This is a genomic window from Nocardia sp. A7, from assembly GCF_046549215.1.
Lineage (GTDB): Bacteria > Actinomycetota > Actinomycetes > Mycobacteriales > Mycobacteriaceae > Nocardia.
The window spans coordinates 1,318,337-1,329,886 of sequence record NZ_JAJPWE010000002.1; the positions used below are offsets into that span (position 1 = coordinate 1,318,337).

The window sequence follows — 11,550 nt, forward strand, 5'->3', positions numbered from 1 at the left end:
ACCAGGACGCACACCGCTCAACGGAGGTCCTCAGGATCCGGACCGGTCGCGAACGGATTCGGCTCGCCTTCGGCGAGCACCCCGACGAAAGGTTCTCCCTCTCCCGCAAAGATGTAGGCGCCGTCTTCGATCCGCCCGATCAAGTTGTTCGTCCACGCCGCCTCGCTGTCGGCCGAATGCAGCCACATGTTCATGATCTCGCCGATGTGGCCGAGCTGTTGCGGGCCGTCCTCCGGGGTGTAGTACTCGGTCACCGAGCCTCGCCACTGCGCCAGCCGCGCGATCCGTTGCCCGAGCAGTGCGACGACCTCGTCCCGTGGCAGGTCGACCATGAATCCGATTGCGGCCGAGAGCATGTCCATCTGCTGGTCGTAGGAGGTCAGGGCCTGGCGCAGCAGCGTGAGGTACTCCTCGGTGCCTTTGTCGGTGATCTCGTATTCGACCCGGGGCGGGCCGCCGGCAGTGCTCGGCGCGACTTCGTGGGCGACGAGGAAATCCTGCTTGGCCAGCTGCTTGAGCGCGTGGTAGATCGACCCCGGCTTGGCGTTGGACCACTCGTGGGCGCCCCAGAACTCCAGGTCGTTGCGCACCTGGTAGCCGTGTGCACGTCCGTGTTGGCGGACCGCGCCGAGCACCAGCAGCCGGATAGCCGACATGTACGCCTCCTTCTAGGCAACCTTGACTAGAGCATCTCGAAGTCAGCTTAACCAGCTGTCGCGACATCACGGCGCCGACAAGTAATCAAGTTTGACTAAATGGCGAAAAGTTCGTACCTTTGTCGTCCTAGTCAAGTTTGATTACTGACTGAAGGAGAGTGTAGTGATTGACCACGATCAGGCGATCGTCGTCGAAGGCCTGCGAAAGCGGTATGGAGACAAACATGCCCTCGACGGGCTCGATCTCACCGTCCGAGCCGGGACCGTCCAGGGCATTCTCGGCCCGAACGGCGCGGGAAAGACCACGGCCGTACGGATCATGTCCACACTGCTGCGCCCCGATGCGGGGCGCGTCGAGGTGGCGGGCATCGACGCGATAAACAGGGCCGAGGAGGTGCGCTTGCGCATCGGGCTACTCGGCCAGCACGCCGCCGTCGACGAGGAACTCAGCGGTCGCCAGAACCTGGAGATGTTCGGGCGGCTCTACCATCTCGGCGCGCGCCGGGCGGGCACCCGGGCCGATGAACTCCTGCATCGCTTCGGGCTCGCGGACACCGGCAACAAAGCGGTCAAACAGTACAGCGGCGGCATGCGTCGGCGCCTCGACCTCGCGGCGTCGCTGATTTCCCAGCCGCAGGTGCTCTTCCTTGACGAGCCGACGACCGGACTCGACCCCCGCGGTCGCACGGAGGTGTGGAGCGCGGTGCGTTCGCTGGTCGACGGCGGCACGACCGTACTGCTGACCACGCAGTACCTGGAGGAGGCCGACCAGCTGGCCGACCGGATCGCGGTGATCGACCACGGGAAAGTCATCGCCGAGGGCACAGCCGACCAGCTGAAGTCCAAAACCGGCGGTGACCGCATCGACGTGGTCCTGCACGACACCACTCAACTCGCCCTCGCGGCCTCGCTGATTCCTGGCGACGCGGTGGTCGACGAGGACCGGCGGATGGTCAGCGCGACGGTCGCCGACCGGATGGCCGCGCTCACCGAGACCGTGCGCGCTCTGGAGACTGCGGGCATCGAGGCGCACGACATCGCCCTGCGCAGACCGACGCTCGACGAGGTCTTCCTGCATCTGACGAAGGAGACTGTGTGAGTACGACATTCGACACCGGTTCGACGCTGGGCTGGGCGGCCGCCGACTGCTGGACGATGACCAGGCGCGAGCTGGCGCATTGGGCACGCCAGCCCGCGCAGGTGGTCGTCGGGTTGATCTTCCCGGTGATGCTGCTGCTGATGTTCAGTTACCTGATCGGTGGCGGACGTGGCGTCGACGGGGACTTCACCTCGTTTCTCGTTCCCGGCATGCTGACCATGACGATGGCCTTCGGGCTCGAAGCGACAATGCTGTCGGTCACCCAGGACCTCGGCAAGGGTGTCATCGACCGGTTCCGCTCGATGCCGATGAACTCCGGCGCCGTGCTGGTCGGGCGCAGCGTCGCGGACATGCTGCAATCGGTCGTCGGGCTCACGGTGATGATCGCGGTGGGTTATGTGGTGGGCTGGCGCTGGCACGGCGGGTTGTCCTCCTTCCTCGCCGCGGTGGGCCTGCTGTTGCTGCTGCGGTTCGCGATGCTGTGGATCGGCATCTATCTGGCGATGGTCGCGGGCAAGCCGGAACTGGTGCAGGCGGTGCAGATGTTGGTCTGGCCGATCAGCTTCCTCTCCACCGCCATCGCCTCGCCCGAATCGATGCCGTCCTGGCTCGGTGCCGTCGTGGAGTGGAACCCGATGTCGGCGACGGCCACCGCGGTGCGTGGGTTGTTCGGCAATCCGGGCGCCGATGGCGACTCCTGGGCCGCGACCCACGCGGAGTGGCTCGCGGTGGCCTGGCCGCTGGCGCTGATCGCGGTGTTCTTCCCGCTGGCGGTGAAGCGTTTCCGGGACCTGAGCCGATAGCCGTCGAGGTGCCCCCGCTCCCGACCGGGGGCACCTTCGCTCTACCTCACCGAACGAAAGAACTCACGTACATCCTCGACCAGCAGGTCGGGTGCTTCCATGGCGGCGAAGTGCCCACCGCGGTCGTATTCGGTCCAGCGGACGAGGTTGTTCTGCTTTTCCGCGATGCCACGAATCGTGGTGTCGCCGGGAAAGACCGCGACGGCGGTGGGGACACCGGAGCTCGCCAGATCGGCGCCCCACTGTTGGGATTCCTTGTACAGGCGCATCGAGGAACCGGCGGTGCCGGTGAACCAGAGGATCGCTGTTTCGGCGAGCATGGCGTCGCGGTCGAGAGAGTCCTCGGGCAGCGCGGCGGCGGGGTCCTTGTAGGTGTTGACGACGTCGATGACCCAGGCGAGCAGACCGGCCGGCGAATCGGTTAGCGCGTGGGCCAGGGTCTGGGGGCGGGTGCTGTGCACGCCGGCGTAGGCGGAGGTTTCGTTGCTGCTCCAATCCTGGAGTGCGGCAAGCTTTTCCCGATCCTGCTCGGTGTAGCTCGCACCGTCGTCGTCCCAGGCGGGGATGGTGATCGCGGCATTGAGATGCACGCCGGCGACGCGCGTGGGGTCGACCCGGCCCAAGTGCGGGGCGATGAACGAGCCCGCGTCGCTACCCTGCGCGCCATAGCGTTCGTAACCGAGCCTGCTCATCAGCTGGGCGATCAGTTCGGCGGATCGTTCGGTCGCGGCCTGGCCGGGCTGATGTGTGGGTCCGGAGAAGCCGAAACCGGGCAGCGTCGGGATGATCACGTCGAAGGCGTCGCGCGGGTCGCCGCCGTGCGCGGCGGGGTCGGTGAGCGGTCCGATCGTCGCGCCGAAGTCGGTGAACGGCCAGCCGTGGACCAGGACCAGCGGCAGTGCGTCGGGTTCGGGTGAGCGGACGTGGGTGAAGTGCAGGCGCTGGCCGTCGATCTCGGTGACGAACTGCGGGCGCGCGTTGCGTGCGGATTCGGCAGCACGCCAATCGAACTCGGTTCGCCAGTATTCGGCCAGGTCGCGCAGGTAACCGGTGGGCAGGCCGTAGGTCCAGCCGGTGTTGGGCAGATCCTCGGCCCAGCGGGTGCGGGCGAGGCGGTCGTGCAGATCATCGAGGTCGGACTGCGGGATGTCGATCCGGAAGGTGTCGGTCATACCGGTAACGCTAGAGACGGCTTAGGTCGAGATCGTTCCTAAGTCGGCGGCAGAATGGGGGCATGTCCGCAACCTCCACTCGATTGCTGCGACTGTTGTCGCTGCTGCAGACCCATCGCGCGTGGTCCGGTGCCGAACTCGCGACCGAGCTCGATGTCACCGGGCGCACCGTGCGCCGCGATGTGGAGCGGTTGCGCGGGCTCGGCTATCCGGTGCAGGCGCTGCAGGGCACCGCGGGATACCGGTTGGGGGCCGGTGCGTCGATGCCGCCGCTGCTGCTCGACGACGAGGAAGCCGTGGCCGTCGCGGTCGGTCTGCGCACCACCTCGGGCGGCACTGTCACCGGCATCGAGGACGCGTCGTTGCGGGCGCTCGCCAAACTGGAACAGGTGCTGCCGTCGCGGCTGCGGCATCGGCTCGCGACATTGCAACAGTCGATGGTGCGGGTTTCCGCCGAAGCGCCGCGGGTCTCGCCCGAGACGCTGCTGACGATCGCGCAAGCGTGCCGAGGCCGCGAGCGCCTGCGGTTCGACTACACCGATCATGGTGGACGTACGTCTCGCCGTGACGTCGAGCCCGATTCGCTGGTCAATGTCAGCAGGCACTGGTATCTGGTCGGTTGGGACGTCGACCGGGCGGATTGGCGCTCGTTTCGCATCGACCGACTTCACCCCCGTGTCCCGACGGGCCCACGCTTCACCCCGCGCCCGCTGCCCGACGGTGACGCGGCGACCTACCTGTCCCGCAGGCTGTCGGTCGCGTCGTGGCCGTGGCGCACCGTCGTCTCCCTGCACGGCTCGGCCACCGACCTGGCCGAGCGGGTTTGGCCGGGCATGGGTGTCCTCGAAGCGGTCGATGATGTCAGCTGTCTACTGCACCTGGGTGCCGACTCCCCTGCCTCTCTGGCCTGGATGATCACCGCCTTGGACACCGATTTCACCGTCACCGGTCCACCGGAGCTCATCGGGGCGTTGCGGACGGTGGGCGAGCGCTGCCGTGTCGCAACCATTGATGCACCCGAGGCAAACCTGCACCCGGTGCCACCTTCGCACTGACACAAAGGCGTTCGCTCAGCGTCAACGAGGGTCACTCGCACAGTGCGTGCGTGAGCAGTCCCGCGAGATCGACCGAGGCGGACGTGCCGGTGTAGGCGATGGTCACCGCACGACCGGCGGGGGTGGCTCCCGCGATGGTGGAGAAGCCGGGGACGCCGCCGATGTGGCCGACGTACTGCGCACCGCACGGCAGTGGGGTGTAGCCGAGACCGAGGCCGTAGAACATGCCGTCACCGTTGCCCATGTCGACTCCGTCGAGCATCTGCCGGAGCTGGGGCTCGGGCACGACCTGACCGGCCAGCAGGGCGAGGAAGAACCGGTTCACGTCGGCGCCGGTGCTCACCAGGGCGCCGGATGTCCACGGCACCGACGGCTCCATTCGTGTCGTGTCGGTGACGGTCCCGTCCACGGTGGTGTAGCCGGTCGGATGGGGTTGGCGCAGACCGGTTTCGCCGGTGGCAGGCAGGTAGGTGTTCGACAGGCCGAGCGGAGTCAGGATGCGGTCGCGCAGTTCGTCGGTGTAGCGATGTCCGGTCACGGCCTCGATCAGCATGCCCGCCACGATGTAGTTGATGTTGGTGTACTCGAATCCGGTGCCGGGCGCGAACTTCGCCGGGTGCTCCAGAGCCAGGGCGATCGCCTGGGCCGGGGTGAAGGTGCGGCCGTTCTCTGCCGCTTCGTGCTCATCGAGCTCCGGGGATCGGGCCGGTTCGGGCAGGCCGCTGCGGTGGCCCAGGATCTGCCGGATGGTGATCGCGCGACCGTCCACGCCGTCACCGGCGAGCAGTCCGGGCAGATACGTGTCGATGGACCGGTCGAGCTCGATGCGGTGTTCGGCCACCAACTGCAGCACGATCGCGGCGGTGAACGACTTGGTGATGCTGCCGACCCGGACATGCTGAGCAACGTCGGTCCTGATCGGCGTCGCCGCGGCCGTCGCGGCCCGGCCGGAGCCGACGACGGTGCTCGCGCCGTGCTCGGTGAGCGTGGCGATGGCTCCGATGGCACCCGTGCCGACCATCGCGTCGAGGTCGGCGCGCACGACGGCCGCACGGGCTGCCGGTTCGGCCGTGCCCGTCGTGCAGCCGGACAGCATCGCGGCGGCGGTGAGGATCGGGATGGTGAGTGTTCGACAACGCATGGTCGAACGGTAGAAAGCCGAGGCCCGCACACGCATTGGACTGCGGTACTACAGACCACTCGAACCGGAGTAGCGGGGCAGGACGGTTCGCCCTGCCCCGCGACATCATCGGATCAGGTACGTCGCAATGCCAGCACCGGAATGGTGCGAATCCCTTTCGTCTTTTCCTCGTACTCGGCGAAACCGGGATACCGTCGAGCCTGCTCGGCGTAGAGGCGGTCGCGTTCGGCGCCGGTCACCTCGGTGACGGTGACCGGAAAGGTTTCGGTGCCGACCTCGGCTTGCGCCGTACCTGCCGAGGTGAGGTTGTAGTACCAGTCCGGATGGGTCGGGGCACCGGCCTTGGACGCGAAGACATACATCAGCTTCGGGTCGTTCTCGTCGGCCAGGTACATCATCGGCGACACCAACTTCCGGTCGGTGCGCCGCCCTCGATGGTGCACCAGCACCATCGGCGCACCCTCGAAGGGACCACCCACGCGCCCCTCGTTGTCTCGGAATTCGGCGATGATCTTGCTGTTCCAGTCCTGGGGTTCACTCATGCCCTGCATCCTCTCCCCCGCCCCCTGTGTGTGCGAGTAACCACGCTCACGGCTCGTCGAGTACTTCTTGCAGGCGGGCGGCGAAGGTGGCGGGGTCGTTGACGAATCCGGTGTGGTCGCCGGGGAACAGGACCGGCTCGACGCCGAGCGCCGAGGCCAGTTCGCGCGCGGTGTGATCACAGAACTGGCCGGCGGACTCGGCGCCGATCCCGACGATCACCCGGGTGGGGACCGAACGCAGCAGTGGCGGGTCCGGCACCCAGCCGGTGGTCGCGGCCAGTTCGTGGGCGAACCAGAAACGTTCGCTGGCAACCTGTTGCGGGTCGCGGTCGCCGCCGAAGATCTGCTCGAGCATCGGGTCCGGAATGGGAATCGCGGCCTGGGCGAAGAACTTTCGCCAGGCGCCGATCACCTCACCGGTGGCGTAGGTGGCGACGATGTCCTCGGTGAGCGCACGCTGGGCGTCGGCATCGGGGAGCAGTTCGCGCAGCGGCGGCTCGTGGGCGACCACGGTGGTGACCAGGTCGGAGTTGGTCTGGGCCAGGGCCAGCGCGGAGACGGCGCCACCGCTGGATCCGAACACCACGGCCGGTCCCGCGTCGAGGTGGGTGATGAGCCGGGCGAGGTCCTCGGCACGGGCGAGCACCGTCGAGTCCTGGTCAGGGTTGTCCAGGGGGCTGGCGCAATGGCCCCTCGGGTCGGTGGTGAGGACGGTGTTGGTGGGGGCGAGATGTTCGGCGGTCGCGGCGAACGAGGCGGCGTTCATCGGGGCACCGACCAGCACGAGCAGCGGTCCCGCCCCGCGGACCTCGTAGTACAGGCGGGCGTCCGGCACCACGAGGGTGCCGGTGGTGACGGCGGAACTGGCGGTCATGAGGCTCTCCCGGATTTCGGCTACAGGTAGCACTCATAGAGACGGTGCCCGATGCGAGAACTCATCGCTAGGTCAGCGTGCCATGTCGGATCCGGCTCGGGTGAGGCACATCCGCCGTGCGGTTCAGTCGGCGGTCCATGGCCGCAGTTTCTCCGGGTTGCGGATCGCCCAGATGCGGGTGATCCGCCCGTCTGCGATGTCGAAGGCATAGACCGAGACAATGGCGCCGTCGAGCTGTGCGACCAGGCCGGGCTGGCCGTTGACCGTACGCTCCAGCACGGTCAGGGCCTGGCCGCGGTTGGCGATTTCCATCCAGAGTTCGGCGATCTGCTCGCCACCGTAAATGGGCTCACGGAAGGCCGGTGCCAGACCACCCCCGTCGGCCGTCGCGATCGCCTGCGGGTCGAGCAGCCCGATCATCGCCTCGATGTCCATCGTCTCCCACGCACGTTTGAAGGCCAGGACTAGCTCGGCGCGCTCGGTGCTCGACGGGCCACGCGAGGTGTCGACGCGGCGGCGGGCACTGGAGGCGAGCTGGCGGCAGGCCGCGGGGGTGCGCCCGACGATGTCGGCGACCTCGGCGAACGAGTAGCGAAAGACGTCGTGCAGGACGAATGCCACCCGCTCGGCCGGTGTCATGGAATCGAGCACGACGAGAAAGGCCATGCTGATCGACTCGTCGAGGGTGACCCGGTCGGCTGGATCTGTCGGAGTCGACCCGCCGAGCTGGTCGGATCGGCCGGGTACCGGTTCCGGAATCCATTCGCCCACATAGCGTTCCCGCCGGGCACGCGCCGAGCCGAGCAGATCGAGACAGATCCGGCTGGCGACCGTTGTCAACCACGCGCCGGGCGCGGCCACCTCCTGGCGCTGGCGCTCGGACAGTGTGTACCAGCGCGCGTAGGTCTCCTGCACCACGTCCTCGGCATCGGCCAGGGAGCCGAGCAGCCGATAGGCGAGGTTGGTCAGTGGGCGGCGCTCACCGAAGGGCGGGTGCGGGTCGGTCATGGTCGGCTCCTTCGGTGGGTGTCTCACCGGAATCGACGATTCAGCGACCCGATATGTGAGGCGGCCTGACAAATCAGGTGGCTGTGTCGTCGAAGGATCGTGACACTTTCCGCAAACCAGGAGTTCTGGACATGATCAGAATCGGCATCATCCTCGGCAGTACCCGGCCCAACCGCAACGGGCCGCAGGTCGCCCAGTGGGTTCTGGATTCGGCATCGCAACGCGGCGACGCCGAGTTCGAACTGATCGATCTGCGTGACCACGCCCTGCCGCATCTGGACGAAGCGCTGGCGCCGATGCACGGGCCGTCCGTGCACGCGCACACTCGCGCCTGGGCCGCGCGGATCGCCCCGTTCGACGGCTTCGTGGTGGTGACGCCGGAGTACAACGGCGGCGCACCCGGCGTACTCAAGAACGCCATCGACCACCTGTGCGCGGAATGGGCCGACAAGGCGGTCGGATTCGTTTCCTACGGCGCGGGCGGCGGCGGGCGCGCGGTGATGCAGCTGCGGATGGTCTGCAGCACGTTGGGCATGGCCGATGTGAGCCGCCAGGTGGAGATCTCGGTGCTCACCGACTTCGAGAACTACACCAGCTTCACACCGCGTGACCACCATGGCGCCGCCCTGACGGTGCTACTGGATCAGCTCATCGCATGGAGCACCGCCCTGGCTCCGCTGCGCCGACCCGCCACCGACAGCCCGAACATCCACTCCGAAGGGACCCATCATGACGACGACGCCAGACACCTTTCCGGCACCCACTGACCCTGTCGAGGTGGACGAAATCGAGATTCGCCGGCAAATCGGCAGATTGGCCGCCGGCCTGCGAGCCAAGGATCTCGGCGCAGTGCGACAGCTCTACACCACCGACGTCGTATCCTCCGACATCGAGCCGCCGCTGCAGCACGTCGGGATCGCGGCGAAACTCGAGAACTGGGCGAGAGTATTCGCGTTCTTCGAGGAGATCACCTATGAGGTCCGCGACCTGAGGTTCACCGTGGGCGATGAGGTGGCATTCGGGCACGCCTTCGCTCGACTCAGCGGCACTTCGAGGAACGGGGCCGCGACGAGCGGGATGTGGGTCCGGGCGACGTTTGGCCTGCGCAAGATCGAGGGCACCTGGTTGATCGCCCACGATCAGGTGTCGGTGCCGCTCGACATCCAGAGCGGCACCGGTGTGGTGGATCTGGAGCCGAACCGGGCAGGCTCCTAGCGGCGGCGCAGTTCGTCGGCCCGAGCACGCAGGGTCCCGGCGAGCAGTTCGCGCCCCTCGTGCACCAGATCGACGACCTCACGAGCGCTCTTGCGGCCGGCATCGGTCAGAATCCCGGCAATGGCGGTGCCGGTGCGGCGCGCCGCGAACGACAACTCGTCGATCAGTTCCTTCTGATAGCTCACGCCTGGTTCTCGACCGTGATCGGGTTGATCCATCTCGTGGGACTCCATTCGCAGTGCAGGCCAGCTCGAATACCTGACACAGCTGAGTGTACAGTCGTGCACTGAACTGGTGTCAAGCCCTGATCGGTGATCGCCGCACCGAGCACACGCCGACATCGACCGAACACGAATGCCGCGCAGCGATGAGCTGCGCGGCATTCGTGTGGGCGGAGTTCAGTTGTAGGAGTTGGCGACCCCGTCGAGAAGGTGTTCGAGGGTGTCGTAGGCGGGGACGTCGACCACGTCGATCAGGTCGGCGGCGACGGGGACCGAGCGTTCGGCCGCAATCGCGGTGAACTGGGCGGCATCGCCGGTGCGGAAGCCGTGTTCGGCGGCGAGGCGGCGCAGGTCGGGGTTTGTCGTGAGGAGCTTGCCGATCTGGTCGCCGGTGCCGGTCAGGGGCACGAGGGTGTGGCTCGACAGGACCGTCGGGCTCGGATACGTCAAAACCATGTCCGGCTTGATCCGGCCGTTGCCTGCGGCTTCGACGAACTGCGCTTCGTAGATGCACACCAGCGGGGTCGGGCCCATGCCGTTGGTGAGGTACTGGTTGAACGGGCCTTCACTGCTGTTATCGGTGTAACCCTGGGCGAGGAACAGTTTCGACAGCGCGGGCAACACGTGCTGTTCGGCGGTGGCGCCGCGCACGATCGTGTGGTCGTTGGCGACGTAGCTGGCGATCGACAGATACATCGCCGCGGAGTTGGAGCTGCGCGGGTCGGTGGTGGAGACCAGGATGTTCTTGGCGACCGGGTAGGTGCTGTTGCCGGGCAGGTCGTCCCACTGCACCCCGGTCCCGGCCAACTCCAGGTACTTGTTCATGTCGAACGTCGCGACCGGACCGGGCTTGATCACCCCGGCCGTGGTCAGCAGGTCCGCGATCGGCCGGTAGGTGGCGATGGCGATCGGCGAGGAGAACGGTGTGTACTTGGTGGTGATGTTGCGCTGCCGCTGGATGCGCTCCGCGGCCGGAATGCTCGACGGGAACGCGAAATCGAAGGCACCGAGGTCGACGGTGGTCGCGATCTGCCGCGAACCGGCCGGTTCGACCTCCACCCGAATACCGTTGTCGGCGAGCACCTTCACCACGCGCTCGTCGCCGAAGAACGACATCTTCTCCGACCCGACGACACCGCGCACCACGGTCGCCGGTGCCGCGGCAGTGGCCGCGGGCGCTTCGGTGCTCCCGGGCAGCAGCACCGCACCGGCGACGATGCCGACGACGACCACGCCCACGCCGATCGACAACGGCACCACCGCACGCCTGCTCACCAGCCGCTTCGTCCGCTCCTCGGTGGTCTCGGACTCGCGCACGATGAGCTCGGCGGCCCGCACGGCGGCCGTGGGGGCCGGGACCCGCACCGTCGGATCGGGATCGGCGAGTTCACGGCGCACGATCCGTTCGACCAGGATCGGCACGAAGTCCCGGATCGGTTTGTCGGTGAAACGATGGTGCGCGGCGCCTACCGCCGACGTCACCTGATCGACGGGGACGTTCTCGGACAGGTCTTCGACCAAACTCTCGGTCATCCGCCGCATGGCCAGCTCTTCCCGCTGGACGGCATCGGCAGCTATGCCGGGGACTACGCGCGACACCACAATTCTCCTGGGCTCACAATCGGGCTGTGGGGAGCGGCGCGCCGAACACCCGTGCGCACGCCGCGGGCCACGCTACCGTCGCGCAGCACAGTTGCCCCAGCCGCGAGCGAGGGTGCACGCAGAGTTCAGCGCTCGCTCGGCTGCGCGCAATGTCGCGTTGTC

Annotated in this window: 13 protein-coding genes; 5 read left to right on the forward strand and 8 right to left on the reverse strand. The window is 67.3% G+C overall.

The window, feature by feature from the left end; all coding sequences use genetic code 11:
- Nucleotides 1–17: 17 nt before the first annotated feature.
- A complete protein-coding gene (locus ACLJPD_RS17495) occupies nucleotides 18–656 on the reverse strand; it encodes a PadR family transcriptional regulator (RefSeq protein ID WP_410873254.1) in 639 nt (212 codons plus the stop codon).
- A gap of 163 nt (nucleotides 657–819) precedes the next feature.
- Here ACLJPD_RS17495 and ACLJPD_RS17500 point away from each other — a divergent pair, with 163 nt between their 5' ends.
- Entirely contained in the window at nucleotides 820–1,755 is a 936-nt protein-coding gene (locus ACLJPD_RS17500; protein ID WP_410873255.1) for an ATP-binding cassette domain-containing protein, read from the forward strand.
- Nucleotides 1,752–2,558 carry an ABC transporter permease gene (locus ACLJPD_RS17505; RefSeq protein ID WP_410873256.1) on the forward strand — a complete coding sequence of 269 codons (807 nt, stop codon included), beginning with the start codon at nucleotides 1,752–1,754 and terminating at the stop codon, nucleotides 2,556–2,558. Before ACLJPD_RS17500 ends, ACLJPD_RS17505 begins: the two co-directional genes overlap by 4 nt.
- 41 nt (nucleotides 2,559–2,599) lie before the next feature.
- Here ACLJPD_RS17505 and ACLJPD_RS17510 read toward each other — a convergent pair whose 3' ends face one another.
- Nucleotides 2,600–3,730, reverse strand: coding sequence for an epoxide hydrolase family protein (locus ACLJPD_RS17510; RefSeq protein ID WP_410873257.1), 1,131 nt, complete (start codon nucleotides 3,728–3,730; stop codon nucleotides 2,600–2,602).
- Nucleotides 3,731–3,792: 62 nt separating this feature from the next.
- Between ACLJPD_RS17510 and ACLJPD_RS17515 the strand changes: the two genes are divergently transcribed.
- On the forward strand, nucleotides 3,793–4,785 hold the full coding sequence (locus ACLJPD_RS17515; RefSeq protein WP_410873258.1) for a helix-turn-helix transcriptional regulator: 993 nt from the start codon (nucleotides 3,793–3,795) through the stop codon (nucleotides 4,783–4,785).
- 31 nt (nucleotides 4,786–4,816) lie between these two features.
- On the opposite strand, the gene ACLJPD_RS17520 is transcribed toward ACLJPD_RS17515, so the two are convergent.
- The 4 genes from ACLJPD_RS17520 to sigJ form a co-directional block, all read right to left on the reverse strand.
- Entirely contained in the window at nucleotides 4,817–5,926 is a 1,110-nt protein-coding gene (locus ACLJPD_RS17520) for a serine hydrolase domain-containing protein (protein ID WP_410873259.1), read from the reverse strand.
- Between the two features lie 113 nt (nucleotides 5,927–6,039).
- A complete protein-coding gene (locus ACLJPD_RS17525; protein WP_410873260.1) occupies nucleotides 6,040–6,468 on the reverse strand; it encodes a nitroreductase/quinone reductase family protein in 429 nt (142 codons plus the stop codon).
- A 46-nt stretch (nucleotides 6,469–6,514) separates the two neighbouring features.
- Nucleotides 6,515–7,342, reverse strand: coding sequence for an alpha/beta fold hydrolase (locus ACLJPD_RS17530; protein ID WP_410873261.1), 828 nt, complete (start codon nucleotides 7,340–7,342; stop codon nucleotides 6,515–6,517).
- Nucleotides 7,343–7,465: 123 nt separating this feature from the next.
- Complete coding sequence (gene sigJ, locus ACLJPD_RS17535; RefSeq protein ID WP_410873262.1) at nucleotides 7,466–8,350, reverse strand: RNA polymerase sigma factor SigJ; 885 nt, start codon at nucleotides 8,348–8,350, stop codon at nucleotides 7,466–7,468.
- 131 nt (nucleotides 8,351–8,481) lie between these two features.
- On the opposite strand from sigJ, the gene ACLJPD_RS17540 reads away from it, so the two are divergent.
- Together ACLJPD_RS17540 and ACLJPD_RS17545 are read left to right on the forward strand one after the other, a co-directional pair.
- Entirely contained in the window at nucleotides 8,482–9,117 is a 636-nt protein-coding gene (locus ACLJPD_RS17540) for an NADPH-dependent FMN reductase (RefSeq protein ID WP_410873263.1), read from the forward strand.
- Nucleotides 9,118–9,127: 10 nt separating this feature from the next.
- On the forward strand, nucleotides 9,128–9,565 hold the full coding sequence (locus ACLJPD_RS17545; RefSeq protein ID WP_410873264.1) for a YybH family protein: 438 nt from the start codon (nucleotides 9,128–9,130) through the stop codon (nucleotides 9,563–9,565).
- Here the strand turns inward: ACLJPD_RS17545 and ACLJPD_RS17550 are convergent.
- Nucleotides 9,562–9,750: a hypothetical protein gene (locus ACLJPD_RS17550; protein ID WP_410873265.1), complete on the reverse strand. Its 189-nt coding sequence runs from the start codon at nucleotides 9,748–9,750 to the stop codon at nucleotides 9,562–9,564. The genes ACLJPD_RS17545 and ACLJPD_RS17550 overlap by 4 nt on opposite strands.
- 213 nt (nucleotides 9,751–9,963) lie before the next feature.
- Nucleotides 9,964–11,385: a three-helix bundle dimerization domain-containing protein gene (locus tag ACLJPD_RS17555; RefSeq protein WP_410873266.1), complete on the reverse strand. Its 1,422-nt coding sequence runs from the start codon at nucleotides 11,383–11,385 to the stop codon at nucleotides 9,964–9,966.
- Between the last annotated feature and the right edge of the window lie 165 nt (nucleotides 11,386–11,550).

Excerpts from the sequence above, each read along its gene's own strand:
- ACLJPD_RS17495 (WP_410873254.1), bottom strand. The coding sequence starts at position 656 with ATGTCGGCTATCCGGCTGCTGGTGCTCGGCGCGGTCCGCCAACACGGA.
- ACLJPD_RS17510 (WP_410873257.1), bottom strand. The coding sequence starts at position 3,730 with ATGACCGACACCTTCCGGATCGACATCCCGCAGTCCGACCTCGATGAT.
- ACLJPD_RS17515 (WP_410873258.1), top strand. The coding sequence starts at position 3,793 with ATGTCCGCAACCTCCACTCGATTGCTGCGACTGTTGTCGCTGCTGCAG.
- ACLJPD_RS17520 (WP_410873259.1), bottom strand. The coding sequence starts at position 5,926 with ATGCGTTGTCGAACACTCACCATCCCGATCCTCACCGCCGCCGCGATG.
- ACLJPD_RS17525 (WP_410873260.1), bottom strand. The coding sequence starts at position 6,468 with ATGAGTGAACCCCAGGACTGGAACAGCAAGATCATCGCCGAATTCCGA.
- ACLJPD_RS17530 (WP_410873261.1), bottom strand. The coding sequence starts at position 7,342 with ATGACCGCCAGTTCCGCCGTCACCACCGGCACCCTCGTGGTGCCGGAC.
- sigJ (WP_410873262.1), bottom strand. The coding sequence starts at position 8,350 with ATGACCGACCCGCACCCGCCCTTCGGTGAGCGCCGCCCACTGACCAAC.
- ACLJPD_RS17540 (WP_410873263.1), top strand. The coding sequence starts at position 8,482 with ATGATCAGAATCGGCATCATCCTCGGCAGTACCCGGCCCAACCGCAAC.